25 protein-coding genes are annotated in these 26,771 nt (G+C 52.7%); 19 read left to right on the top strand and 6 right to left on the bottom strand.

Annotation, left to right across the window (positions count from 1 at the left end):
* Positions 1-7: 7 nt before the first annotated feature.
* The 18 genes from atpB to L2097_RS23700 all read left to right on the top strand — a co-directional run bounded on the left by atpB (position 8) and on the right by L2097_RS23700 (position 19,199).
* The gene (gene atpB / locus L2097_RS23615) at positions 8-826 is read left to right on the top strand and encodes a F0F1 ATP synthase subunit A (RefSeq protein WP_103281049.1); all 819 of its coding nucleotides are present in this window, start codon (positions 8-10) and stop codon (positions 824-826) included.
* A gap of 47 nt (positions 827-873) precedes the next feature.
* The gene (gene atpE / locus L2097_RS23620) at positions 874-1,113 is read left to right on the top strand and encodes a F0F1 ATP synthase subunit C (protein ID WP_004393045.1); all 240 of its coding nucleotides are present in this window, start codon (positions 874-876) and stop codon (positions 1,111-1,113) included.
* A gap of 59 nt (positions 1,114-1,172) precedes the next feature.
* On the top strand, positions 1,173-1,643 hold the full coding sequence (gene atpF / locus L2097_RS23625) for a F0F1 ATP synthase subunit B (protein ID WP_007369369.1): 471 nt from the start codon (positions 1,173-1,175) through the stop codon (positions 1,641-1,643).
* 14 nt (positions 1,644-1,657) lie between these two features.
* Complete coding sequence (atpH, locus tag L2097_RS23630) at positions 1,658-2,191, top strand: F0F1 ATP synthase subunit delta (RefSeq protein WP_047372450.1); 534 nt, start codon at positions 1,658-1,660, stop codon at positions 2,189-2,191.
* Between the two features lie 12 nt (positions 2,192-2,203).
* A complete protein-coding gene (atpA, locus tag L2097_RS23635) occupies positions 2,204-3,745 on the top strand; it encodes a F0F1 ATP synthase subunit alpha (protein ID WP_047372451.1) in 1,542 nt (513 codons plus the stop codon).
* Positions 3,746-3,795: 50 nt separating this feature from the next.
* Entirely contained in the window at positions 3,796-4,659 is an 864-nt protein-coding gene (atpG, locus tag L2097_RS23640) for a F0F1 ATP synthase subunit gamma (protein ID WP_039080005.1), read from the top strand.
* A gap of 31 nt (positions 4,660-4,690) precedes the next feature.
* A complete protein-coding gene (gene atpD, locus L2097_RS23645) occupies positions 4,691-6,073 on the top strand; it encodes a F0F1 ATP synthase subunit beta (protein WP_039080006.1) in 1,383 nt (460 codons plus the stop codon).
* A 20-nt stretch (positions 6,074-6,093) separates the two neighbouring features.
* Complete coding sequence (locus tag L2097_RS23650) at positions 6,094-6,513, top strand: F0F1 ATP synthase subunit epsilon (RefSeq protein WP_039080007.1); 420 nt, start codon at positions 6,094-6,096, stop codon at positions 6,511-6,513.
* A gap of 331 nt (positions 6,514-6,844) precedes the next feature.
* Positions 6,845-8,215 carry a bifunctional UDP-N-acetylglucosamine diphosphorylase/glucosamine-1-phosphate N-acetyltransferase GlmU gene (gene glmU / locus L2097_RS23655; RefSeq protein ID WP_250353783.1) on the top strand — a complete coding sequence of 457 codons (1,371 nt, stop codon included), beginning with the start codon at positions 6,845-6,847 and terminating at the stop codon, positions 8,213-8,215.
* A 298-nt stretch (positions 8,216-8,513) separates the two neighbouring features.
* Entirely contained in the window at positions 8,514-10,343 is a 1,830-nt protein-coding gene (gene glmS / locus L2097_RS23660; RefSeq protein WP_047372453.1) for a glutamine--fructose-6-phosphate transaminase (isomerizing), read from the top strand.
* 68 nt (positions 10,344-10,411) lie between these two features.
* Positions 10,412-10,984: a hypothetical protein gene (locus L2097_RS23665; protein WP_047372454.1), complete on the top strand. Its 573-nt coding sequence runs from the start codon at positions 10,412-10,414 to the stop codon at positions 10,982-10,984.
* A gap of 273 nt (positions 10,985-11,257) precedes the next feature.
* A complete protein-coding gene (gene pstS, locus L2097_RS23670) occupies positions 11,258-12,298 on the top strand; it encodes a phosphate ABC transporter substrate-binding protein PstS (RefSeq protein ID WP_039080011.1) in 1,041 nt (346 codons plus the stop codon).
* A 192-nt stretch (positions 12,299-12,490) separates the two neighbouring features.
* Positions 12,491-13,450 (top strand): phosphate ABC transporter permease PstC, encoded by a 960-nt coding sequence (gene pstC, locus L2097_RS23675; RefSeq protein WP_047372455.1) that lies wholly within the window; start codon positions 12,491-12,493, stop codon positions 13,448-13,450.
* Positions 13,450-14,337 (top strand): phosphate ABC transporter permease PstA, encoded by an 888-nt coding sequence (gene pstA / locus L2097_RS23680; protein WP_047372456.1) that lies wholly within the window; start codon positions 13,450-13,452, stop codon positions 14,335-14,337. The genes pstC and pstA overlap by 1 nt, the downstream gene beginning before the upstream one ends.
* 46 nt (positions 14,338-14,383) lie before the next feature.
* Positions 14,384-15,157: a phosphate ABC transporter ATP-binding protein PstB gene (gene pstB / locus L2097_RS23685; protein ID WP_039080014.1), complete on the top strand. Its 774-nt coding sequence runs from the start codon at positions 14,384-14,386 to the stop codon at positions 15,155-15,157.
* 136 nt (positions 15,158-15,293) lie between these two features.
* Positions 15,294-16,019: a phosphate signaling complex protein PhoU gene (phoU, locus tag L2097_RS23690; RefSeq protein WP_039080015.1), complete on the top strand. Its 726-nt coding sequence runs from the start codon at positions 15,294-15,296 to the stop codon at positions 16,017-16,019.
* A gap of 397 nt (positions 16,020-16,416) precedes the next feature.
* Complete coding sequence (locus L2097_RS23695; RefSeq protein WP_250353802.1) at positions 16,417-17,970, top strand: carbohydrate porin; 1,554 nt, start codon at positions 16,417-16,419, stop codon at positions 17,968-17,970.
* Between the two features lie 50 nt (positions 17,971-18,020).
* Positions 18,021-19,199: an esterase gene (locus tag L2097_RS23700; protein ID WP_250353784.1), complete on the top strand. Its 1,179-nt coding sequence runs from the start codon at positions 18,021-18,023 to the stop codon at positions 19,197-19,199.
* A 39-nt stretch (positions 19,200-19,238) separates the two neighbouring features.
* On the opposite strand, the gene yieH is transcribed toward L2097_RS23700, so the two are convergent.
* Positions 19,239-19,904, bottom strand: coding sequence for a 6-phosphogluconate phosphatase (yieH, locus tag L2097_RS23705; RefSeq protein ID WP_047372458.1), 666 nt, complete (start codon positions 19,902-19,904; stop codon positions 19,239-19,241).
* 168 nt (positions 19,905-20,072) lie between these two features.
* On the opposite strand from yieH, the gene L2097_RS23710 reads away from it, so the two are divergent.
* Positions 20,073-21,410, top strand: coding sequence for an NCS2 family permease (locus tag L2097_RS23710; protein ID WP_039080019.1), 1,338 nt, complete (start codon positions 20,073-20,075; stop codon positions 21,408-21,410).
* 78 nt (positions 21,411-21,488) lie between these two features.
* Here L2097_RS23710 and L2097_RS23715 read toward each other — a convergent pair whose 3' ends face one another.
* From L2097_RS23715 to yidC, 5 genes are all read right to left on the bottom strand, one after another.
* Positions 21,489-22,055 (bottom strand): NADPH-dependent FMN reductase, encoded by a 567-nt coding sequence (locus L2097_RS23715; RefSeq protein WP_085005151.1) that lies wholly within the window; start codon positions 22,053-22,055, stop codon positions 21,489-21,491.
* Between the two features lie 20 nt (positions 22,056-22,075).
* Positions 22,076-22,822: a 4'-phosphopantetheinyl transferase family protein gene (locus L2097_RS23720; RefSeq protein WP_047372460.1), complete on the bottom strand. Its 747-nt coding sequence runs from the start codon at positions 22,820-22,822 to the stop codon at positions 22,076-22,078.
* Positions 22,823-22,983: 161 nt separating this feature from the next.
* A complete protein-coding gene (locus tag L2097_RS23725) occupies positions 22,984-23,667 on the bottom strand; it encodes a hypothetical protein (RefSeq protein ID WP_250353785.1) in 684 nt (227 codons plus the stop codon).
* Positions 23,664-25,028: a tRNA uridine-5-carboxymethylaminomethyl(34) synthesis GTPase MnmE gene (gene mnmE, locus L2097_RS23730; RefSeq protein ID WP_250353786.1), complete on the bottom strand. Its 1,365-nt coding sequence runs from the start codon at positions 25,026-25,028 to the stop codon at positions 23,664-23,666. The genes L2097_RS23725 and mnmE overlap by 4 nt, the downstream gene beginning before the upstream one ends.
* Before the next feature lie 99 nt (positions 25,029-25,127).
* A complete protein-coding gene (gene yidC, locus L2097_RS23735; protein ID WP_047372463.1) occupies positions 25,128-26,771 on the bottom strand; it encodes a membrane protein insertase YidC in 1,644 nt (547 codons plus the stop codon).

Raw genomic sequence — 26,771 nt, forward strand, 5'->3', positions numbered from 1 at the left:
AGGCATCATGTCTGCAGGAGAAATCTCAACACCGCAGGAGTACATAGGCCACCATCTGAACAACCTTCAGATTGACCTTCGTACGCTTTCGCTGGTGGATCCGCATAACCCCCCGGCCACCTTCTGGACGCTCAACATTGACTCCATGTTTTTCTCGGTGGTTCTGGGTCTGTTGTTCCTGGTGATGTTCCGTAGCGTAGCCAAAAAGGCCACCAGCGGCGTCCCGGGGAAATTCCAGACCGCGATTGAGCTGGTTATTGGTTTTGTCCACGGTAGCGTGAAAGACATGTACCACGGCAAAAGCAAGCTTATCGCGCCACTGGCCCTGACGATTTTCGTCTGGGTATTCCTGATGAACCTGATGGATTTACTGCCTATCGATTTGCTGCCGACCATCGCTGAAAAATACCTTGGTCTACCTGCTCTTCGCGTTGTGCCGTCCGCAGACGTGAACATCACTCTGTCGATGGCGTTGGGCGTATTTATCCTGATTCTGTTCTACAGCATCAAAATGAAAGGCCTGGGTGGTTTTGCTAAAGAGCTGACACTCCAGCCGTTCAACCACCCGGTGTTTATCCCGGTCAACCTTATCCTGGAAGGTGTGAGCCTGCTGTCCAAACCGGTTTCTCTCGGTCTGCGACTGTTCGGCAACATGTATGCCGGTGAGTTGATTTTCATTCTGATTGCTGGTCTGTTGCCGTGGTGGTCACAGTGGATCCTGAATGTGCCGTGGGCCATTTTCCACATCCTGATTATTACGCTGCAAGCCTTCATTTTCATGGTTCTGACGATCGTCTATCTGTCGATGGCGTCTGAAGAGCATTGATTTTAACAACACTACTACGTTTTAACTGAAACAATCTGGAGACTGTCATGGAAAACCTGAATATGGATCTGCTGTACATGGCTGCCGCTATTATGATGGGTCTGGCGGCAATCGGTGCTGCGATCGGTATCGGCATCCTCGGGGGTAAATTCCTGGAAGGCGCAGCGCGTCAACCTGATCTGATTCCTCTTCTGCGTACTCAGTTCTTTATCGTTATGGGTCTGGTGGACGCAATCCCGATGATCGCTGTAGGTCTGGGTCTGTACGTGATGTTTGCTGTCGCGTAGTAAGGGTTGCTTTTTACAGCAAGTATTTAGAACGTTAACCAGATAAGAGGCATTGTGCTGTGAATCTAAACGCAACAATCCTCGGCCAGGCCATCGCGTTTGTCCTGTTCGTTCTGTTCTGCATGAAGTATGTATGGCCGCCATTAATGGCAGCCATTGAAAAACGTCAGAAAGAAATCGCTGACGGTTTGGCTTCTGCGGAACGAGCTAAGAAGGATTTGGACCTTGCACAGGCCAATGCGACCGACCAGCTGAAAAAAGCGAAAGCAGAAGCTCAGGTCATCATTGAGCAGGCGAACAAACGCCGCGCTCAGATCCTGGACGAAGCGAAAGCAGAAGCCGAGCAGGAACGTAACAAAATCGTGGCGCAGGCTCAGGCGGAAATTGACGCCGAGCGTAAACGCGCTCGCGAAGAGCTGCGTAAACAAGTGGCTCTGCTGGCTGTTGCCGGCGCCGAGAAGATCATCGAGCGTTCCGTGGATGAAGCTGCTAACAGCGACATCGTGAATAAACTGGTCGCTGAACTGTAAGGAGGGAGGGGCCGATGTCTGAATTTGTAACGGTAGCTCGCCCCTACGCCAAAGCAGCTTTTGACTTTGCTGTCGAACACCAGGGTGTCGATCGCTGGCAGGATATGCTGGCGTTCGCAGCCGAGGTGACGAAAAACGAACATATGGCAGAGCTTCTCTCCGGTGCTATTGCACCGGAAACGCTTGCCGAGTCGTTTATCGCAGTCTGTGGGGAGCAACTTGACGACAACGGTCAGAACCTGATTCGGGTGATGGCTGAAAATGGTCGTCTTAAAGTGCTTCCTGATGTTCTTGAGCAGTTTGTTCAATTGCGTGCAGCCAGCGAGGCTACCGCAGAAGTCGAAGTGACCTCTGCGACCGCACTGAGTGAAGAACAGCTTTCGAAAATCAGCGCCGCGATGGAAAAACGTCTGTCACGCAAAGTTAAGCTGAATTGCAAAATCGATAAGTCTGTAATGGCAGGTGTTATCATCCGTGCGGGTGATATGGTCATTGATGGTAGCGTACGCGGCCGTCTTGAACGCCTCGCAGACGTCTTGCAGTCTTAAGGGGACTGGAGCATGCAACTGAATTCCACCGAAATCAGCGAACTGATCAAGCAGCGCATTGCTCAGTTCAATGTTGTGAGTGAAGCTCACAACGAAGGTACTATTGTTTCTGTAAGTGACGGTGTTATCCGCATCCACGGCCTGGCCGATTGTATGCAGGGTGAGATGATTTCCCTGCCGGGTAACCGTTACGCTATCGCACTGAACCTGGAGCGCGACTCTGTAGGTGCCGTTGTGATGGGGCCGTACGCTGACCTCGCCGAAGGCATGAAGGTTAAATGTACGGGTCGTATCCTGGAAGTTCCGGTTGGTCGTGGTCTGCTGGGCCGCGTTGTGAACACCCTGGGTGCGCCGATTGATGGTAAAGGTCCGCTGGAGCACGACGGCTTCTCCGCTGTTGAAGCTATCGCGCCGGGCGTTATCGAACGTCAATCCGTCGATCAGCCGGTACAGACCGGTTATAAATCCGTTGACGCCATGATCCCAATCGGTCGTGGTCAGCGTGAATTGATCATCGGTGACCGTCAGACCGGTAAAACCGCTCTGGCTATCGACGCTATCATCAACCAGCGTGATTCCGGCATCAAGTGCGTCTACGTGGCTATCGGCCAGAAAGCGTCCACCATTTCTAACGTGGTGCGTAAACTGGAAGAACACGGCGCGCTGGCTAACACCATCGTTGTGGTGGCTACCGCATCTGAATCCGCCGCACTGCAATACCTGGCACCGTATGCCGGTTGCGCGATGGGCGAATACTTCCGTGACCGCGGTGAAGATGCGCTGATCATTTATGATGATCTGTCTAAACAGGCCGTTGCTTACCGTCAGATTTCCCTGCTGCTCCGTCGTCCGCCAGGACGTGAAGCATTCCCGGGCGACGTATTCTACCTCCACTCTCGTCTGCTGGAGCGTGCTGCGCGTGTTAACGCCGAATACGTTGAAGCCTTCACCAAAGGTGAAGTGACTGGGAAAACCGGCTCTCTGACCGCTCTGCCGATTATCGAAACGCAGGCAGGTGACGTTTCCGCGTTCGTTCCGACTAACGTAATTTCTATTACCGATGGTCAGATCTTCCTGGAAACCAACCTGTTTAACGCCGGTATTCGTCCTGCGGTTAACCCGGGTATCTCCGTATCCCGTGTGGGTGGCGCAGCGCAGACCAAGATCATGAAAAAACTGTCCGGTGGTATTCGTACCGCGCTGGCGCAGTATCGTGAACTGGCAGCGTTCTCCCAGTTTGCCTCTGACCTTGACGATGCAACCCGTAAACAGCTTGACCACGGTCAGAAAGTGACCGAACTGCTGAAACAGAAACAGTATGCGCCGATGTCCGTTGCGCAGCAGTCTCTGGTTCTGTTCGCAGCAGAACGTGGTTATCTGGCGGATGTAGAACTGGCGAAAATCGGTAGCTTCGAAGCCGCTCTGCTGGCTTACGTTGACCGTGACCACGCTCCGTTGATGCAAGAGATCAACCAGTCCGGTGGCTATAACGACGAAATCGAAGGCAAGCTGAAAGGCATCCTCGATTCCTTCAAAGCAACCCAGTCCTGGTAACGTCTGGTGGCCTGCCTTAGGGCAGGCCGCAAGGCATTGAGGAGAAGCTCATGGCCGGCGCAAAAGAGATACGTAGTAAGATCGCAAGCGTCCAGAACACGCAAAAGATCACTAAAGCGATGGAAATGGTCGCCGCTTCCAAAATGCGTAAATCGCAGGATCGCATGGCGGCCAGCCGTCCTTATGCAGATACCATGCGCAAAGTGATTGGTCACCTTGCGAACGGTAATCTGGAATATAAGCACCCTTACCTGGAAGAACGCGACGTTAAACGTGTGGGCTACCTGGTGGTGTCGACCGACCGTGGTCTGTGTGGCGGCTTGAACATTAACCTGTTCAAGAAAGTACTGGCGGATATGAAAGCATGGTCCGATAAAGGCGTTCAGAGCGACCTCGCGATGATCGGCTCGAAAGGCGTGTCCTTCTTTAATTCCGTTGGTGGCAACGTTGTCGCCCAGGTGACCGGTATGGGTGATAACCCGTCCCTGTCGGAACTGATCGGCTCGGTTAAAGTGATGTTGCAGGCCTACGACGAAGGTCGTCTGGACAAGCTTTACATTGTCAGCAACAAATTTATCAACACCATGTCTCAGGTTCCAACCATCACCCAACTGCTGCCGTTACCGGCAGAAGAAGATGAAGAGTTGAAGCGTAAATCCTGGGATTATCTGTATGAACCTGATCCGAAGGCGTTGCTGGATACTCTCCTGCGTCGTTATGTGGAATCTCAGGTTTATCAGGGTGTTGTTGAAAACCTGGCCAGCGAGCAGGCCGCACGTATGGTGGCGATGAAAGCCGCGACCGATAATGGCGGCAGCCTGATTAAAGAGCTGCAGTTGGTTTACAACAAAGCTCGTCAGGCCAGCATTACTCAGGAACTCACCGAGATCGTCTCGGGGGCCGCCGCGGTTTAACCAGGTTTACGAATTTCGTAGAGGATTCAAGATGGCTACTGGAAAAATTATCCAGGTAATCGGCGCCGTGGTGGACGTCGAGTTCCCTCAGGATGCCGTACCACGAGTGTACGATGCACTTGAGGTAAAGAATGGTGAAGAGCGTCTGGTGCTGGAAGTTCAGCAACAGCTCGGCGGTGGCGTTGTACGTACCATCGCAATGGGTTCTTCTGACGGTCTGCGTCGTGGTCTGGAAGTAACGGACCTGGCTCACCCGATCGAAGTCCCGGTAGGTAAAGCAACACTGGGTCGTATCATGAACGTACTGGGCGAACCAGTAGACATGAAAGGCGACATCGGTGAAGAAGAGCGTTGGGCGATCCACCGTGCAGCACCGTCCTACGAAGAGTTGTCAAACTCTCAGGAACTGCTGGAAACCGGTATCAAAGTTATCGACCTGATGTGTCCGTTCGCTAAGGGCGGTAAAGTGGGTCTGTTCGGTGGTGCGGGTGTAGGTAAAACCGTAAACATGATGGAGCTTATTCGTAACATCGCGATCGAGCACTCCGGTTACTCTGTGTTTGCGGGCGTAGGTGAACGTACTCGTGAGGGTAACGACTTCTACCACGAAATGACCGACTCCAACGTTATCGACAAAGTATCCCTGGTGTATGGCCAGATGAACGAGCCGCCAGGAAACCGTCTGCGCGTTGCACTGACCGGTCTGACCATGGCTGAGAAGTTCCGTGACGAAGGTCGTGACGTACTGTTGTTCGTTGACAACATCTACCGTTACACCCTGGCTGGTACGGAAGTATCCGCGCTGCTGGGTCGTATGCCTTCTGCGGTAGGTTACCAGCCGACGCTGGCGGAAGAGATGGGCGTTCTGCAGGAACGTATCACCTCCACCAAAACCGGTTCTATCACCTCCGTACAGGCGGTATACGTACCTGCGGATGACTTGACTGACCCGTCACCAGCCACCACCTTTGCGCACTTAGATGCAACCGTGGTACTGAGCCGTCAGATCGCGTCTCTGGGTATCTACCCGGCCGTTGACCCGCTGGACTCCACCAGCCGTCAGCTGGATCCTCTGGTGGTTGGTCAGGAGCACTACGACACTGCGCGTGGCGTACAGTCTATCCTGCAGCGTTACCAGGAACTGAAAGACATTATCGCCATCCTGGGTATGGATGAGCTGTCAGAAGAAGACAAACTGGTGGTAGCACGTGCGCGTAAGATCCAGCGCTTCCTGTCCCAGCCGTTCTTCGTGGCAGAAGTATTTACCGGTTCTCCGGGCAAATACGTCTCCCTGAAAGACACCATCCGTGGCTTTAAAGGCATTATGGAAGGCGAATACGATCACCTGCCGGAGCAGGCGTTCTACATGGTCGGTTCCATTGACGAAGCCGTGGAAAAAGCCAAAAAACTTTAACGCCTTAATCGGAGGGTGATATGGCAATGACTTACCACCTGGACGTCGTCAGCGCAGAGCAACAAATGTTCTCTGGTCTGGTCGAGAAAATCCAGGTAACGGGTAGCGAAGGTGAACTGGGTATTTACCCGGGTCACGCGCCGCTGCTCACCGCCATTAAGCCTGGTATGATCCGCATCGTGAAACAGCACGGTCATGAAGAGTTTATCTATCTGTCCGGCGGCATTCTTGAAGTGCAGCCTGGCAACGTGACCGTACTGGCTGATACCGCTATTCGTGGCCAGGATCTCGACGAAGCGCGAGCGCTGGAATCGAAACGTAAGGCCGAAGAGCACATTAAGAGCTCGCACGGCGACGTGGATTACGCTCAGGCGTCTGCCGAACTGGCGAAAGCTATTGCGAAACTGCGCGTTATCGAGTTGACCAAAAAAGCGATGTAACACCGGCTTAAAGTCAAAAAGCCAGTCTGATTATCAGGCTGGCTTTTTTTATGGGCAAAATCTGTACTTTTATTGATGACACAAATGCCCTGCTCAAGACTTTATTCACCGCTAAAAAAAATAGCAAAAACATCGTCCTGCTCACGATATCCGGGCAGGAAGCGCTATTTTTGCAGATAAAGTACCGTGTAAAAGCAAAAAAAATGCCCTAAATTACGCTCTGATAAGGCAGGTTGTGCATTTTACTTTCTTGCCATTTCGCGTTGAAAAAAATGTAGAATTTTCAAGGTGAAACAGTAAAACTTCCACTCAAATTAAAGTCAGGACGCGTATGTTGAACACGAAAATGAGTGTGGTGATCCTTGCCGCTGGCAAAGGCACACGCATGTATTCCGATCTTCCGAAAGTGCTGCATACCCTTGCAGGGAAAGCGATGGTTCAGCATGTTATTGATGTGGCGAATAATCTTGGCGCCGATCATGTACACCTTGTCTATGGGCACGGCGGCGATCTATTAAAACAAACGCTGTCTGACGACAAACTCAACTGGGTGTTACAGGCTGAGCAACTGGGCACCGGGCATGCAATGCAGCAGGCTGCGCCCTTCTTCGCTGACGACGAAGATATCCTGATGCTTTATGGCGATGTGCCCCTGATTTCCATCGATACCCTCACCCGCCTGCGCGAAGCAAAGCCGCAAGGGGGGATTGGTCTGCTCACCGTGAAGCTTGACGATCCGAGTGGATATGGCCGAATTACGCGTGAGAACGGTAAAGTTACCGGCATTGTTGAACATAAAGATGCTACCGAGCAGCAGCGCCAGATCCAGGAAATCAATACCGGTATTCTGATAGCAAACGGCGGCGACATGAAACGCTGGCTGAGTCAGCTCACCAATAATAATGCGCAGGGTGAGTATTACATCACCGACATCATTGCTCTTGCTTATCAGGAAGGTCATGAAATCGCAGCCGTCCATCCGCAGCGCCTGAGTGAAGTGGAGGGGGTGAACAACCGCCTCCAGCTCTCCCGCCTCGAACGTGTCTATCAAACTGAGCAGGCTGAAAAATTGCTTCTTGCTGGCGTGATGTTGCGCGATCCGGCACGCTTCGATCTGCGTGGAACCCTGACGCATGGGCGGGATGTTGAGATTGATGCTAACGTGATTGTTGAAGGTGACGTCAAACTTGGCAACCGCGTGAAAATTGGCGCGGGTTGTGTCATCAAAAACAGCGTAATTGGCGATGACTGTGAAATCAGCCCTTACAGTGTGCTGGAAGATGCCACGCTTGAAGCTGCCTGTACGATTGGCCCGTTTGCCCGCCTGCGTCCGGGTGCTGAATTACAGGAAGGTGCGCACGTAGGTAACTTCGTTGAAATGAAGAAAGCGCGTCTGGGCAAAGGCTCGAAAGCCGGTCATCTGACGTATCTTGGCGATGCGGAAATTGGCGACAACGTCAATATCGGCGCGGGGACAATCACCTGTAATTATGACGGGGCCAACAAACACAAGACGATTATTGGCGATGATGTGTTTGTCGGGTCCGACACCCAACTGGTGGCCCCGGTGAGCGTGGGTAAAGGGGCAACCATAGCGGCAGGCACGACAGTGACCCGTAATGTCGCCGATAACGAACTGGTTTTAAGCCGCGTGCCGCAGGTCCATAAACAGGGCTGGCAGCGTCCGGTGAAAAAAAAGTAATTTTGATGCCGGAGGAATCCGGCAAACAGGGATGAGGGGATAACATAATCCCCCGCCCGATAATCAGTACCATAAAAATAACCCCACTCTCTACAAGGCTCGGGGCGCCCAAAAAAGGGCATTACCCAAAGGATTTCGCGTTGTGGCAAGGCGGCAAATGCGTGAGGCCATGGGAGCTTACTGATGTAAGTGACCATGGAGAACACATGTAGCCAACGCAGTTACAGTGTGAAAGACAAAGGGTGAAAACAGGTCAGCGACAACGCATGGCACAATGCCATAATCAGGAAATCTAACTATGTGTGGAATTGTTGGCGCAGTTGCGCAGCGTGATATTGCTGAAATCCTTCTGGAAGGCTTACGTCGTCTGGAATACCGTGGCTATGACTCTGCCGGTCTGGCAGTGGTTGATGCAGAAGGTCATATGACCCGTCTGCGTCGTCTCGGCAAAGTACAGATGCTGGCTCAGGCCGCGGAAGAGCATCCGTTACACGGTGGTACCGGTATTGCTCACACCCGTTGGGCGACGCACGGTGAACCTTCCGAGGGCAACGCACACCCGCATGTGTCTGAACACATCGTTGTAGTACACAACGGCATTATCGAAAACCACGAACCGCTGCGCGAAGAATTGAAAGCGCGCGGCTACACTTTTGTTTCTGAGACCGATACAGAAGTGATTGCTCACTTAGTGCACTGGGAGCTGGCGCAAGGCGGTACGCTGCGTGATGCTGTACTGCGTACTATCCCGCAACTGCGCGGCGCGTACGGCACAGTCATCATGGATTCCCGCGATCCGAGCACGCTGCTGGCTGCTCGCTCCGGTAGTCCGATGGTTATCGGTCTGGGCATGGGTGAAAACTTTATCGCTTCCGATCAACTGGCTCTGCTGCCGGTGACGCGTCGCTTTATCTTCCTTGAAGAAGGCGATATCGCTGAGGTAACACGCCGTAGCGTGACGGTGTTTGATAAAACGGGCGCGCAGGTTAAGCGTCAGGAGATCGAATCCAATCTGCAATATGACGCAGGCGATAAAGGCGCTTACCGTCACTATATGCAAAAAGAGATCTACGAACAGCCGAATGCGATTAAAAACACGCTGACCGGGCGTATCAGCCACGGTGAAGTGGATTTAAGTGAACTGGGCTCACATGCCAATGATCTGCTGAGCAAAGTTGAGCACATCCAGATCATCGCCTGCGGTACCTCGTACAACTCCGGCATGGTTTCTCGCTACTGGTTTGAATCGCTGGCGGGTATTCCGTGTGATGTAGAGATCGCCTCCGAGTTCCGTTACCGCAAATCTGCCGTGCGTCGCAATAGTCTGATGATTACACTGTCTCAGTCTGGCGAAACGGCCGACACTCTGGCGGGGCTGCGTCTGTCTAAAGAGCTGGGCTATCTGGGCTCGCTGGCTATCTGTAACGTTCCTGGTTCCTCACTGGTGCGTGAATCCGATCTGGCTATCATGACCAATGCGGGTACGGAAATTGGCGTGGCTTCGACCAAAGCCTTCACGACTCAGTTAACCGTGCTGCTGATGCTGGTGGCGAAACTGAGCCATCTGAAAGGGCTGGATGCCTCTGTTGAACATAGCATTGTTCACGGTCTGCAGACGCTGCCGAGCCGCATTGAACAGATGCTGTCGCAGGATAAACGCATCGCGCAACTGGCAGAGGACTTCTCTGACAAGCATCACGCCTTGTTCCTTGGTCGTGGCGATCAATACCCGATTGCCCTGGAAGGCGCGCTGAAGCTCAAAGAGATCTCCTATATTCATGCAGAAGCGTATGCCGCTGGTGAACTGAAACATGGCCCACTGGCCCTGATTGATGATGATATGCCGGTTATCGTCATTGCGCCGAACAATGAACTGTTGGAAAAACTGAAATCCAACATTGAAGAAGTTCGCGCTCGTGGCGGCGTACTGTATGTCTTCGCCGATCAGGATGCAGGCTTTGTCAGCAGCGATACCATGCATATCATTGATATGCCGCATGTTGATGAAGTTATTGCCCCTATCTTCTACACTGTTCCGCTACAGCTGCTGGCCTATCACGTTGCGCTGATTAAAGGCACTGATGTGGACCAGCCGCGCAATCTGGCAAAATCGGTGACCGTGGAATAAAGTCGTAAACACGTCATAACGCATAAAAGAGGTTGCCTGGTGGCAGCCTCTTTTTTTTCAGGATGATGATGAATCTGTTGAAACGCATAATCGGGCGCAAATTTTTGGCGCTCATCGACTACTGCGACAAGGTGGAAGCAGCAATATCGGGCCGTAAACTTGCGCAATTAAAACAGCTGGCAGAGGCCTTTCAGGAAATGCCGAAGGCTTACTACATCCGCGTGACGACATATTTCGGCAGCATACTGGCGCTGTTTTATACCTTGCTTTTGAGCTATGTCGGACTTGCCATTGCACTCAGAACCGTTACCGGCGGCTGGGGTGTTATCACAGGTCTTGTTGTCTTTATTCTGCTGGTGATGGCGTTATCAGGAGCAGATAAAGGGAGAACACGATCCCTGAGATTATTTTTAGCCGTCTGGTCGCTGTTATGTGTTTGCAATGTGCTGGTGGCAGGATGGCTGCTGTTCGCCTCTTTTTCATGGTTAAGTGTCGGTTGTTGGGCCGGGAGTTTACTTCTCTTATGGCTAACACGGCAGGTCATGAACGGGCCAGAACTGACGAAACTGATGCAGTGGCGTGTTTCACTTCGGATAGCGCAGTATCGGCGCCAGGCATTGACGCAACCCAGACGCAAATGAATTGATCTGCGGCTATCTTTTGTCGATTTTTGCTGGGACATCTTGCCGGCATCTACTACTTTTCTAGTGTCATAAAACTAAAATCTTGCTGACATCTCACTGTCATGAAACACGTTATCTTGCTGATAAATCATACAAGATACGGTTAATCTATGTGAAAGCTGTCATTGTCATCAAACAGTAACAATCATTGCATATAACTGTCATCAAAGTGTCCTATTTTGCTCGTCGTAGCCACTTAAACAACGATTTACGATTCTTGCAGGAGACATTATGAACGTTATGCGTACCACTGTCGCAACTGTTGTCGCCGCGACCTTTTCTCTGAGTGCATTTGCAGTTAACGCCGCTGCAAGCCTGACAGGTGCGGGTGCAACTTTCCCGGCGCCGGTGTATGCCAAATGGGCTGATACCTACCAGAAAGAAACCGGTAATAAGGTTAACTACCAGGGTATCGGTTCTTCTGGCGGCGTAAAACAGATCACTGCAAACACTGTAGACTTCGGCGCTTCTGATGCTCCGCTGGCTGACGATAAACTGGCTCAGGAAGGCCTGTTCCAGTTCCCGACCGTCATCGGCGGCGTTGTTCTGGCTGTTAACCTGGAAGGTTTCAAATCTGGTGAACTGGTGCTGGACGGTAAAACGCTGGGCGATATTTATCTGGGCAAAATCAAAAAATGGGATGATGCGGCCATTGCTAAGCTGAACCCGGGTAAGAAACTGCCTTCTCAGAATATCGCTGTTGTGCGTCGTGCTGATGGTTCCGGTACCTCTTTCGTGTTTACCAGCTATCTGGCAAAAGTTAACGAAGAGTGGAAATCCTCTGTCGGCGCTGGCTCTACTGTTAACTGGCCGACCGGTCTGGGCGGTAAAGGTAACGACGGTATCGCTGCATTCGTACAACGTCTTCCGGGCTCCATTGGTTATGTTGAATATGCGTATGCTAAGCAGAATAACCTGACCTACACCAAACTGCTGTCTGCTGATGGCAAGCCGGTTAGCCCGACCGAAGCAAACTTCTCCAATGCGACCAAAAACATCGACTGGAGCAAATCTTTTGCACAGGACCTGACCAACCAAAAAGGTGCCGATGTGTGGCCGATTACGTCCACCACCTTCATCCTGGTTCACAAAGAGCAGAAAAATCCTGAGCAGGGCGCAGAAGTGCTGAAATTCTTCGACTGGGCATACAAAAACGGCGGCAAACAGGCTAATGACCTGGACTACGCTACCCTGCCTGAGAGTGTTGTTGCACAGATTCGCGCTGCATGGAAAACCAACGTGAAAGACAGCAGCGGTAAAGCGCTGTACTAAATACCCGTCATACTTCGAGCCGCAGCTGTGTTGGCTGCACTTGTCCACCCCAGTTACATAGTGAATCTATGCTCCTGGGGCTTCACAAGTTTGCCGCCTTGCTGCAACTCGAATTATTTAGGGTATGGCATTACGTTAGCCAGGAAGCACGATAAAATGCGCGCTTCCTGGCCCAAACTTAAAGAGTGATTTATGGCTGCAACCAAGCCGGCTTTTAGCCCCCCGGGCAAAAAAGGTGACATGATTTTCAGCGCGCTGGTAAAACTGGCTGCGCTGATTGTGCTATTGCTGCTCGGCGGCATTATCGTGTCTCTGATTTTCTCCTCATGGCCGAGTATCCAGAAATTTGGTTTTTCCTTCTTATGGAACAAAGAGTGGGATGCGCCGAATGAAACCTTTGGGGCACTGGTTCCCATTTACGGTACGCTGGTCACGTCATTTATCGCACTGCTGATTGCCGTTCCGGTGAGTTTTGGTATCGCATTGTTCCTGACGGAGCTGGCGCCTGGCTGGCTGAAACGTCCTCTGGGGATTGCGATTGAACTGCTGGCGGCTATTCCGAGTATCGTTTACGGCATGTGGGGCTTGTTTATTTTTGCGCCGCTGTTTGCCAAATATTTCCAGGAGCCGGTCGGCAACGTCATGTCCGCGATTCCGTTTGTTGGCGCCCTTTTCTCTGGCCCTGCATTTGGTATTGGTATCCTGGCTGCTGGGGTCATCCTCGCCATTATGATCATTCCGTACATCGCCGCCGTTATGCGCGATGTATTCGAACAAACCCCGGTGATGATGAAAGAGTCTGCCTACGGTATCGGCTGCACCACGTGGGAAGTTATCTGGCGTATTGTTCTGCCGTTCACCAAAAATGGCGTTATCGGCGGCATTATGCTGGGGCTGGGTCGTGCACTGGGCGAAACCATGGCGGTGACCTTCATCATCGGTAACACCTACCAGCTCGATAACGCCTCGCTGTATATGCCTGGCAACAGTATTACCTCCGCGCTGGCGAATGAGTTTGCCGAAGCGGAATCCGGTCTGCACGTTGCCGCCTTGATGGAACTGGGTCTTATCCTCTTCGTCATTACCTTTATTGTGCTGGCGATTTCGAAGTTCATGATCATGCGCCTGGCGAAAAATGAGGGGGCTCGATAATGGCTACGCTTGAAATGCAAACCACCGCAGAGCTGGCTGAATCTCGCCGCAAGATGCAGGCTAAGCGCCGTACCAAAAACCGTATCGCCCTGACGCTGTCGATGGCGACCATGGCTTTTGGTTTGTTCTGGCTGGTCTGGATCCTGCTGTCGACCATTGGGCGTGGCTTTGATGGGATGTCTCTGGCGCTCTTTACCGAAATGACGCCGCCGCCGAACACGGCGGGTGGGGGGCTGGCGAATGCGCTGGCGGGAAGCGCGCTGCTCATCTTCTGGGCGACCGCTGTTGGTACGCCGCTGGGTATTATGGCCGGGATCTATCTGGCCGAGTATGGTCGTAAATCGATTCTGGCCGAAATTATCCGTTTCATTAACGATATTCTGCTTTCCGCACCGTCTATTGTTGTTGGCCTGTTCGTTTACACCATTGTGGTGGCGCAGATGCAACACTTCTCTGGCTGGGCGGGTGTGATTGCGCTGGCGCTGCTGCAAGTGCCGATAGTCATTCGTACCACCGAGAACATGCTGAAACTGGTGCCGGACAGCCTGCGAGAAGCGGCTTACGCGCTGGGGACACCAAAGTGGAAGATGATTTCCGCGATTACCGTGAAAGCTTCTATCTCCGGGATCATGACCGGCGTACTGCTGGCGGTTGCGCGTATTGCAGGTGAAACCGCACCGCTGCTGTTTACTGCGCTGTCGAACCAGTTCTGGAGCACCGACATGATGAGGCCGATTGCGAACTTACCGGTCACCATCTTTAAGTTTGCGATGAGCCCGTTTGCTGAATGGCAGCAACTGGCCTGGGCCGGTGTCCTGATTATCACGCTGTGTGTGCTGTTGCTGAACATTCTGGCGCGTGTCATTTTCGCGGCGAAGAAACACTAATTTTTGCGGCGCGGTGTAACGCGGTGCCGAGTGAGGAAAGAGATAAATGAGTATGGTTGATACCACGCCGGGCAAAATTCAGGTTCGCGATTTGAACTTCTATTACGGCAAATTCCATGCCCTGAAAAACATCAGCCTGGACATTGCTAAAAACCAGGTAACGGCGTTCATCGGGCCGTCAGGCTGCGGTAAGTCAACGCTGCTGCGTACGTTCAATAAAATGTTTGAACTGTACCCGGAACAACGCGCAGAAGGTGAAATTCTGCTGGATGGGGATAACATCCTCACCAATACCCAGGATATCGCTCTGTTGCGTGCAAAAGTTGGGATGGTTTTCCAGAAGCCAACGCCGTTCCCGATGTCGATTTACGACAACATCGCCTTCGGCGTGCGTCTGTTTGAAAAACTTTCTCGCGCCGATATGGACGAACGCGTGCAATGGGCCTTGACCAAGGCTGCATTATGGAATGAAACCAAGGATAAATTGCACCAGAGCGGGTACTCTCTTTCCGGTGGCCAGCAGCAGCGTCTGTGTATTGCCCGCGGGATTGCGATCCGTCCAGAAGTGTTACTGCTGGATGAACCTTGCTCCGCACTGGACCCCATTTCGACTGGTCGTATCGAAGAATTGATCACCGAGTTGAAGCAGGATTACACCGTGGTCATCGTCACTCACAATATGCAGCAGGCTGCGCGTTGTTCCGATCACACGGCGTTTATGTATCTCGGCGAATTGATTGAGTTCAGCAACACAGATGACCTGTTCACCAAGCCGAAGAAAAAGCAAACCGAAGATTATATTACTGGCCGCTACGGTTGATTTGCCATACTGCTTTCAGGCTCTAGCTGTGTTGGCTGCCTTTGTTCACCCCGGTCGTATCGTGTGATGCGCTCCGGGGATTCGCTCAGTTGCCGCCTTGTTATAGCCCAAAAATAGTTGGGCATCAGGAGACACCATGGACAACCTCAATCTTAACAAACATATTTCGGGCCAGTTCAACGCTGAGCTGGAGAGTATCCGTACTCAGGTCATGACCATGGGTGGGATGGTAGAGCAACAACTTTCTGATGCGATCACTGCGATGCATAACCAGGACAGCGAGCTGGCTCAGCGCGTTGTTGAGGGTGATAAGCAGGTGAACATGATGGAAGTCGCTATCGATGAAGCCTGCGTACGTATTATTGCCAAGCGTCAGCCGACCGCCAGCGACCTGCGTCTGGTTATGGCGATCATTAAAACGATCGCTGAACTGGAACGTATTGGTGATGTTGCCGATAAAATCTGTCGTACCGCGCTGGAGAAATTCTCTTCGCAGCACCAGCCGCTGCTGGTGAGCCTGGAGTCACTCGGCCGTCACACCGTGCAGATGTTGCACGACGTGCTGGATGCCTTCGCGCGTATGGATATTGACGAAGCGGTACGTATTTACCGTGAAGATAAAAAAGTCGACCAGGAATATGAAGGCATCGTGCGTCAGCTGATGACCTACATGATGGAAGACCCGCGTACTATTCCGAGCGTGTTGACTGCGCTGTTCTGCGCCCGTTCCATCGAACGTATCGGCGACCGTTGCCAGAATATCTGCGAATACATTTTCTATTTTGTTAAAGGCCAGGACTTCCGTCATGTAGGTGGCGATGAACTGGATAAATTGCTCGCCGGGAAAGATCCGAAAGAGTAAGACTGATCGCCGTAAAACCTGTCGTCGACAGCAAGTGGCGACAGAAAAACTCGTTATAAATCACAATTTATTCTTTTGCTCATTGCTGGTGGTTTAAAAATCGCTATGTTGTGGGCTGAAACTGGATTGCTACCGCTTTGCGGGCTAAACCTGACATCTCTTCTTCGGAGGTGCCAGGTTTTTTGTTTTTTGAGCTGTTGAAAAAAACAGTCAGCCGCAAAGATGTGTCCAGTACAGGATTGTTACTGCTTTAGACAGGCAAAACCTGAACCCATACCCGATCACTCTCGGGTGGGTTCAGGTTTTTTTTTATCCAAAAAATGGTTGGATGGAAACCATGAAAAAAACAATACCCTTAATTCTGGCATCATCTTTTTTATACTCAGTGACCCCAGCGATGGCCGCGAGCGGAAATATGACCATCGAGCAGCGTCTTGCGGCGCTGGAGAAAGACCTCAGCGAAACGAAAAAGGAATTACAGCGCTACAAGGACGAAGAGAAGGGTAAACAGGCGGTTTATTTTGCCCAGGCCTCTTCTGCGCCAGCATCGGCGGCGGCAAATACGGCGAAAGCGACCCCGGCTCCTGCACCCGCAGCTGTGCTGGTTCAGACAGCGCCAGCGCCGGGCGCTCAACCGTCTAAAACTGACGATGTTTCATCTATATCGATGAAAGATCTCAGTAAGTTCGTTAAAGATGAAATTGGGTTTAGTTACAACGGTTATTTCCGTTCTGGTTGGGCGACCACCACTAACGGATCCCCAAAATCCTGGGCTATCGGCTCGCTGGGGCGTTTTGGCAACGAATACACCAGCTGGTTTGATTTGCAGTTCTCCCAGCGCGTCTATAACGAAAATGGTAAGAGTGCGAAAGCGGTCGTCATGCTGGATGGCAACGTTGGACAGTCTTACTCTGCTGGCTGGTTTGGTGATAACAGCACCAACGAAAACTACCTGCAATTTTCCGATATCTACCTCACCACCACCGGTTTCCTGCCATTCGCCCCGGAAGCGGATCTGTGGGTGGGTAAGCACCAGCTTCCCAAATATGAAGTACAGATGCTCGACTGGAAAACGCAGCGTACTGATTCATCAGGCGGCGCCGGGATTGAAAACATGAAGCTTGGCAGCGGTAAGCTCGATATTGCGCTGTTGCGTGAGGATATTGACCAGTACGACCGCTCACTGAGCCACTCACAGAAACTCAATACCAACACCGTTGATGTCCGCTACAAAGCCATTCCGTTGTGGGATAAAGCCGAGCTGATGATCAATGGCCGTTATGCGATGGCGAACTCAACGGATACGCAGAAAGAGAACGTGAACGACAACGGGTATTACAAATGGAAAGATACCTGGATGTTTGGCACGGCGTTAACGCAGAAATTCAAAAATGGCGGCTATAACGAATTCAGCTTCCTGATGGCCAACAACTCGCTGGCAAGCAGCTTTGCCCGCTACAGCGGCTCCAGCCCGTACATCGCGTTCAATGGCCGTTACTATGGCGACCACACCAACGGTACGGCGATTCGTCTGGTTTCGCAGGGTGAAACCTATTTACGTGACGATGTGATCGTGGCCAACGCGCTGGTCTACTCACGCGGCGAAGATGTCTATAGCTATGAGACGGGCGCACACAGTGATTTCAACAGCTATCGCGCGGTGGTGCGTCCGGCGTATATCTGGGACAAATACAACCAGACGGGCGTAGAACTGGCGTATTTCAACCAGCAGAATAAAAATCAGTATGGCGCGAAATTCAAAGAGGCGGGGTATAAAACCACGCTTTACCATACGCTTAAAGTCAACACCAGCATGCTGACGTCCCGTCCGGAAATTCGTTTTTATGGTACCTACATCCATGCGCTGGACAACGAACTGGATAATTTCAGCTTCGCTGACGAGAAAAACAATCAGTTTGCCGCAGGCGTTCAGGCTGAGGTCTGGTGGTAATGCCCGCACAGGGATTTACATGAACGAGACAATAAAATGAGGGATTTGCTATGAAAAGAAACATCGCCTGTCTGACACTCGCCATCACTGCGCTGCTGGGTGGTGCCGCCCTGCCTGCGTTCGCCGCACCCTTTCCGGCAACCCCGGACATGTCGGTGCCGGTGAGCCAGTACGTAACCCAGGTGAACGCTGATAAAAGCATTACCTTCCGCCTGTTTGCGCCCGCAGCAAAACGGGTGTCGGTGGTGACCGGTTCCACCCCGGACAGCTTTGTCTCCCATGATATGAGCAAAGATGAGAGCGGCGTCTGGTCCTGGAAAAGCGATTCTCTGACGCCGAATCTGTACGAGTACTACTTTGATGTGGATGGTTTCCGCTCGGTAGACACAGGAAGCCGTTTTCAGAAACCGCAGCGTCAGGTCAATACCAGCCTGATCCTGGTACCGGGAAGTATTCTCGACGATCGCGCCGTACCGCATGGCGATCTGTTGACGGTAACCTATCACTCGAAAGAATTGCGCTCAGAACGTCGCGTCTCTATCTGGACGCCGCCGGGCTATAACGGCAAAGGCGAACCCCTGCCGGTGCTCTATTTCTATCATGGTTTTGGCGACACCGGTCTGTCCGCTATCGATCAGGGGCGTTTGCCGCAGATAATGGACAACCTGCTGGCGGAGGGGAAAATCAAGCCGATGCTGGTGGTCGTTCCGGATACGGAAACGGATATTGTGCAGGCCATACCGGAAAATTACCCGCCAAAAGATCGTCGCAAAGCATTTTATCCCCTCAATGCGAAAGCGGCCGATCGCGAGTTGATGCATGACATTATACCGATGGTCGATGCACGGTTTAACGTGCGTAAAGATGCAAACGGACGCGCGCTGGCTGGCTTATCGCAGGGCGGTTATCAGGCGCTGGTATCCGGGATGAACCATCTGGATAGCTTTGGCTGGCTGGCAACATTCAGCGGCGTGACCACCACCACCGTTCCGGATGCCGGTGTTACCGCTCAGCTCAATAAACCTCAGGAGATCAATAAGCAACTGCATAACTTCACGGTAGTGGTCGGCGAAAAAGATTCTGTTACCGGGAAAGATATTGCCGGACTGAAAACCGACCTGGAAAAACAGGGTATCAAGTTTGACTATAAAATGTACCCTGGCCTGAACCACGAAATGGATGTCTGGCGTCCGGCTTATGCCGAGTTTGTGCAGAAACTGTTTAAGTGATGCATTACGCCTCTCCTGTTATGGGGGAGGCGTTTACCGTTAGCGCGTAATGTTCCAGCCGCGCGCTTTCCACAATGCCGGGAGTTGCGACAGTTCGGTGAACGTGGTCACCTGCGGATGGTCGATCGGTTTGTTGTGCGGATCGGCACAGAAATAAAAGACTTCCATGCCCGCTGCGATACCCGATTGCGCGCCCGCCACCGAGTCATCAATCAGAATGCAGCGTGTCGTATTCACATTCAGCGCTTTTGCCGCATGGAACATCAGTTCCGGGTCCGGCTTCCAGCGTTGAATATCGTAGCCGCTAAACAGGCGTTCCGGGAAATGGTGCAGAAGGCCTGTTTTGCCAAGAGAGTGTTCCATTTTGCTTACCGGCCCGTTAGAGACCACGCAAACAGGCACGCTGACCGCATCGAGTAACTCCTTCGCCCCCGGAATGATTTCCAGCTCGGAATCAAACAGCCGCGCCACTTCGCTGCGAAAAACCGGCTCCAGCTTGGTCTTATCCAGCGTCACGCCGTGTTCTTCACCTGTCACCTCAATGATCTCGTAGAGTTTCATCCCTTTGAAACGTTTGAACACCTCTTCAAGATCGAGCGTGATGCCAAATTCTTTAAACATATGCACATATGCGCGCGAACAGATGACTTCACTGTCGACCAGGGTGCCGTCACAGTCGAAAAATACTGCTTCTATTTGGGACATGTGATTTCCTGTAACTTGCAAGTTTATCGTTTACTTAAGGCAGATTACCCCACGCAATCGTTGCCGTATAAGCAAATTCAATGAAAAAAAGTGTGTGATAACCGTCAACATTGTCTCATTTTGGTATAGGATAGCGACGAATTTTCCCTCCTTGTTCGGAAATTGATAATGAGCCAACAACACACTACCCAGGCGTCGAGCCAAGGGTTGCTTGAGCGCGTGTTTAAACTGCGTGAACATGGCACGTCGGCACGCACCGAAGTGATCGCCGGTTTCACCACGTTTTTGACGATGGTTTACATCGTTTTTGTTAACCCGCAGATTTTGGGTGTCGCCGGGATGGACACCAGTGCGGTATTCGTCACCACCTGTCTGATTGCCGCGTTCGGCAGTATCCTGATGGGGCTGTTTGCTAACCTGCCGGTTGCGCTGGCACCCGCGATGGGCCTGAACGCTTTCTTCGCGTTTGTGGTTGTTGGTGCGATGGGGTTGTCCTGGCAGATTGGTATGGGCGCGATTTTCTGGGGCGCAGTCGGTCTGCTGTTGCTGACTATCTTTCGCGTGCGTTACTGGATGATTGCTAACATTCCGGTCAGCCTGCGTGTGGGCATCACCAGCGGTATTGGTCTGTTTATCGGCATGATGGGCCTGAAAAACGCCGGTGTGATTGTCCCGAACAAAGATACCCTGGTGGCGATTGGTAACCTGACATCTCATAGTGTTCTGCTGGGTGTTCTGGGCTTCTTCATCATTGCTGTTCTGGCTTCCCGCAATATTCACGCTGCGGTACTGATTTCTATCGTCGTGACCACCCTGCTGGGCTGGATGATGGGTGACGTGCAGTATCACGGGATTATTTCTGCGCCGCCGAGCGTGGCGAGCGTAGTGGGTAACGTTGACCTGGCCGGTTCATTCAACATTGGCCTGGCAGGCGTTATCTTCTCCTTTATGCTGGTTAACCTCTTTGACTCCTCCGGTACCCTGCTCGGTGTAACTGACAAAGCGGGTCTGGTTGATGAGAACGGTAAATTCCCGCGCATGAAGCAGGCGCTGTATGTCGACAGTATCTCTTCCGTGGCAGGTTCGTTCATCGGTACCTCTTCGGTGACCGCCTATATCGAATCCTCTTCCGGCGTCTCTGTTGGTGGCCGCACAGGCCTGACGGCTGTTGTCGTCGGCATCCTGTTCCTGCTGGTTATCTTCCTGTCACCGTTGGCCGGAATGGTTCCTGCTTATGCTGCTGCGGGCGCGCTGATTTATGTTGGTGTCCTGATGACATCCAGCCTTTCTCGCGTGAAGTGGGATGACCTGACCGAAGCCGTCCCGGCATTTATTACCGCCGTAATGATGCCGTTCAGCTTCTCGATTACCGAAGGTATCGCGCTGGGCTTTATCTCTTACTGTGTGATGAAGCTGTTCACCGGTCGCCTGCGTGACCTCAGCCCGTGTGTGGTTGTGGTTGCGGTGCTGTTCGTGCTGAAAATTGTCTTTATCGACGCCAAATAAGCAGTAAGCCCTTTTCGAAGAAAAGGGCTTTCGTGTTTGCGCCCTCTCCGTGGGAGAGGGCATCAGCCCGCACTTTGCTTACGCTTTTACCCGCCTGATGTAATCGCCAAATGCCATCAACTGCCCGGTCAGATGATCGCGTGTACTCTGATCGACCACTTCTCCCGTTTGCTGATCGACTTTGCTCTGAATCACGCCGCCCATAAATTCCGGTTTGTTCATCACCATGGCATCAAGGAAGACCAGAATTTGCCGCAGGTGATACTGGCAACGCGCGCCGCCAATCGCGCCCATTGAGCTGGTCTGGATAAGCACCGGTTTGCCGGACAGCGGCTGTTCAGGAAGACGTGAGAGCCAGTCGATGGCGTTTTTCAGCCCGCCGGGTACGGAATAGTTATATTCCGGCGTCACAATGACCACCCCATCCGCCTCGCGAATCTGTTGTGCGATCTCTTCGATACGTGCGGGAAAACCGCTTTCCTGCTGCAAATCGGCATCATACAGCGGAATGTCACCGATGGACGGTAACGGTAAAACGTCCATGCCCACAGGGGCCAGTTTGGGTAGCGTCCGTGCAACCATCGCGTTAAACGATCCTTTACGCAAACTACCCAGTAACGTCACAACGTTAAGTGATGCAGACATAATGACTCCTTGCAATCGGGTCAGTTAATAATAAGGGCTTTTTCTGCTGGTAAGCTGGTGAAGCGCATCAGGCGGGAGGCGGGATCGTTAGCGCGTGTCTGCACGTCAGGCAGAAATCTCCACCCATTTCTACAATCAAACTCCCAGATCTTAAGGCTCTCGATGGCCGGCGTTACCGCAACCGACCAGATTAGGACATCCTCAGCATCGCATAACACTTCAACCTGAGCCAGTTGGGGAACGCGCAGTCGCCCGGCGCCGGGCAGGAGTTGCAGCATGCCGGGGGAATCCTGCATTTGATTGAGAAGCTTGAGCACGCTTTGTCTCAGGGTTGAGAGCTGTGCCTGTGCTTCGTTAGGGTCGTTTTGGTTATTGATCCACAGCTGTTCGTTGCTGCTGAACTGCCAGGCTTTTTGAGCATGAGGGCTATGAAAACTGCGGGTGGCGCGCTGTAACTCCATGTCCAGGCCACACTCACCTTCGGTGGTTATCGCCACGCCGACCATATTTCCGGCGTACGCCAGAGAGAAATGGGGCAGGCCAGGATCGGAAAATTTCGGGCGTCCGCTGGACTCAATTATGATGTCCGGGAGCTCGCTGATGCCATAAAGCATAAACATCATTTCGGCGAGCAGTGCTCGTGAAGCCAGATAGCGCGACTGCTGGTGTTCAGGAAGTTGCCGGGCGCTGTTATGACAAGCCCCGGAGAGTCGCGTTGAAACTAAACATCCCTCTGAGAGGATCCCTCGTGCAAAATGCGTTGCCATTTTCCCTCCGTGATAATGGTCTGATGCAGGAAACGATAATCAACATTATCGCGCATACCGCATAGGTTTTAATGCGGAAAAACGCCGCTGAAAAGACCAAACTGGCCACATTTACAATATATTTAGTCAATATGTGCCCATCTACATATTTCCTGCACAATTCATTCAATCGGCAGTACGCGTGTCCAGTTGTAATTCACCTGAGCCAGTTTCAGCATTCCTTCTACGCTGCCGTAGCGTTGCTGGCGATTTGCGAGGAAAAAGCGTCGTAAAGATGGGGGCAGGTATTGTGCACGATAACGTAATAACGTGGTGTGCCAGAATGGCGGTGGCAGAGGAGTGTGCGCATGACGGTCAAGCAGAGGAGTGCGCCAGGGGGAGGCGAGTAGCGCGTCGCAAAATTGCTGGCGCGCCTGTTGGCTTTTCTCATCAGGAATGCCCGCCAGTAAAATCTGGCCCGGTAGCGCAACCAGCCGTAGTTCACTGATGCGGATGCTATGTTGCCGCCAGCGCTGCCAGAGCGTCAGCAAAGTGCCTATGTCATCCGGCGGCTCTGCGGCGGTATAAAGCGGTAAAGTGATCGGGAGAAAGGTAAAGTGCAGGCCGTTAGCAGGCATGACATCGGCCAGCGTATCGCCGCTTGCCCGTATCGCCAGCTGCTGGCGCAGGGAAGCGACAAGAGTGGGCAATGGTGGCTGAATACCGCTGGCCAGCGCCAGTTTGTGCGGATCGTAATAGCCTTGCAGCATAATGTCGCCGCAATCAGGCGCTTTTTGCCAGGCGGCCAGCGTACGTTCGCTGGTCGCTTCGTAGAGGGCGGACAGGCTATCGTTCGTCTGGCTCATTTACCGATACAGAAGCTGGAGAAAATACGGCCCAGCAGATCGTCGGAGGTAAACTCTCCGGTGATCTCACTTAACGCCTGCTGTGCCAGTCTCAGCTCTTCTGCCAGCAGTTCCCCTGCCCAGGCGCCCAGTAGCTGCGCTTTGCCCTGTTCAAGGTGACTGGCAGCGTCTGACAGTGCCTGCAGATGGCGACGACGTGCCAGAAAGCCGCCTTCCAGACGGGTATCAAAACCCATGCTCTGCTTGAGATGGTTACGCAACTCATCCACGCCTTCACCAGTACGTGCCGACAGACGAATCAGTGAGTGACCATTTACATCGCTGATACCCAGCGTTTCGCCGGTCACATCCGCTTTGTTACGCACCACGGTAATGGGCAGTTTGGCGGGCAGACGGGCGATAAAGTCCGGCCAAATCTCTGCCGGGTCAACGGCGCTGGTCGTCGTACCATCTACCATAAACAGTACGCGGTCTGCCTGTTCAATCTCCTGCCAGGCTCGCTCAATACCGATGCGCTCGACTTCGTCGCTGGCATCGCGCAACCCGGCGGTGTCGATAATATGCAACGGCATGCCATCAATGTGGATATGCTCGCGCAATACATCGCGCGTGGTGCCAGCGATATCTGTCACGATCGCAGCCTCACGGCCCGCCAGCGCATTCAGCAGGCTCGATTTCCCGGCGTTTGGACGCCCGGCAATCACTACCTTCATCCCTTCGCGTAGCAGGCTACCCTGGCGAGCTTCGGCACGCACGGCATCTAAATCGCTCATCACGCTGTTGAGCTGAGCTTCAATTTTGCCGTCGGACAGGAAGTCGATTTCCTCATCCGGGAAATCAATCGCCGCTTCCACGTAGATGCGCAGGTGAGTGAGTGCTTCCACAAGGTGATTAATGCGTACGGAAAAAGCCCCCTGCAGTGAGTTCAGCGCCGAGCGTGCCGCCTGTTCTGAACTGGCGTCAATCAGATCGGCAATGGCTTCCGCCTGGGCTAAATCAAGCTTGTCATTGAGGAACGCCCGCTCAGAGAACTCTCCCGGCTTTGCAATGCGTACGCCCGGGAGCAGCAGAATACGTTTGAGCAGCAGATCGAGGATCACCGGGCCGCCGTGGCCCTGCAGTTCCAGCACATCTTCGCCAGTGAAGGAGTTCGGGCCCGGAAACCACAACGCAATACCCTGATCTAACACGGTGCCGTCTGCCTCTTTAAATGGCAGATAGTCGGCGTAGCGGGGTTTTGGCAGCTTGCCCAGTACGGCTTGCGCGACATCGCGCGCGTTGAGACCGGAAATACGCAGGATACCAACGCCACCGCGTCCCGGTGGGGTAGCCTGGGCGACGATCGTGTCGTTATGGCTCATGATATGTCTCTTTTTTACCAATAAAAAAGGCGGTCTGCTGACCGCCCTCTCTTTACTCTTCCGTTTGCCGGGTGGCGCTTAGCTTACCCGGCCTACAGTTTAGGAGCTTTTCTTCTCGCGGCTATGCAGGCCACGTTTCTCCAGACCACGATAAATCAGCTGCTGCTGGATAATGGTCACCAGGTTGCTGACGATATAGTACAGCACCAGACCTGACGGGAACCACAGGAAGAACACCGTGAAGATGACCGGCATAAAGGTCATGATCTTCTGCTGCATCGGGTCGGCCACAGTGGTCGGCGACATCTTCTGAATGAAGAACATCGTCACGCCCATCAGGATCGGCAGGATGTAGTACGGGTCTTGTGCAGACAGGTCATGGATCCACAGGGCGAACGGCGCATGGCGCAGTTCAACGGAACCCATCAGCATATAGTACAGCGCAAGGAAGATTGGCATCTGGATAACCAGAGGGAAGCAACCACCCAGCGGGTTTACTTTCTCTGCTTTGTACAGCGCCATCATTTCCTGGCTCTGACGTTGCTTGTCATCGCCTAAACGCTCACGCATCGCCGCAATTTTCGGCTGCAGCATACGCATTTTCGCCATAGAGGTGTACTGCGCTTTAGTCAGCGGGTACATGATGCCACGGACGATAAAGGTGATGGCGATGATGGAGAAGCCCCAGTTGCCCAGGAAGCTATGGATCCATTTCAACAGTTTGAACAGCGGCTGAGAGATAAACCACAGCCAGCCGTAATCCACGGTCAGATCCAGGTGCGGCGCAACGGCAGCCATTTTATCCTGAATTTCCGGGCCGACCCACAGGGTGCTGCCCAGCGTACTGGTTTGACCCGGTTGAACCAGAACCGGCTCAGATTTATAACCGATAGCGGCAATACCGTTGCCCAGGTTCGTCGTATAGAAGTTATTGGTGCCTTCGTTACGCGGAACCCATGCAGTCGCGAAATACTGCTGCAGCATTGCGACCCAACCACCTTTTGCGCTGACGTTCAGGTTTTCGTTATCGGCGATGGTGTCAAATTTGTATTTTTCATACTTCGCGTCAGGCGTGGAGTACGCCGCACCGCGGAAAGTATGCAATGCAAAGTTGCTGCTGCCGGTGTCGCGGTGCGATGGCAGATTGATGGACTGCTTCAGCTGACCGAAGGTAGCAACTTCCAGCGGTTTTTCGCCGGCGTTCTGCACGTTGTAACCTACATTCACCGCATATTCACCGCGTTTCAGGGTGAAAGTTTTAGTGAAGGTGTTACCCGCAGCATCGGTATAGGTCAGCGGAATTGCCAGTTCGTTCTGGCCATCGGCCAGCACAAACGCATCTTTTTCGCTGTTGTACAGAGGACGTGGGCCGTTTGCCGGATTATCCGGGCCGTCGCGACCGGTCAGACCGCTCTGAGCCTGATAAATAAACTGCGGCGTCGTTTCCAGTAACTGGAACGGCTCACTGGAACCCAGCTCTTTCGGATAACCCAAAAGCTGTGCCTGCTCGACATCACCACCACGGGTGTTGATAGTCAATTCCAGCACGTCGGTTTTAACCGTAATCAGTTTCCCCTGGCCACTGGCTGGTACGCCCTGGTCGGCTGCGCTACCCGCTGCGGTGGTCGTAGTCTGCGTGGTCTGCTGCTGAGGCTGAGGATTTTTATCCTGCTCCCAGGCTTGCCAGATCATGAAAGACACGAACAACAAAGCGATGACAAAAAGATTGCGTTGCGAATCCAT

Origin of the sequence: Citrobacter sp. MNAZ 1397 (assembly GCF_023613995.1) — a bacterium.
Classification (GTDB): domain Bacteria; phylum Pseudomonadota; class Gammaproteobacteria; order Enterobacterales; family Enterobacteriaceae; genus Phytobacter; species Phytobacter ursingii.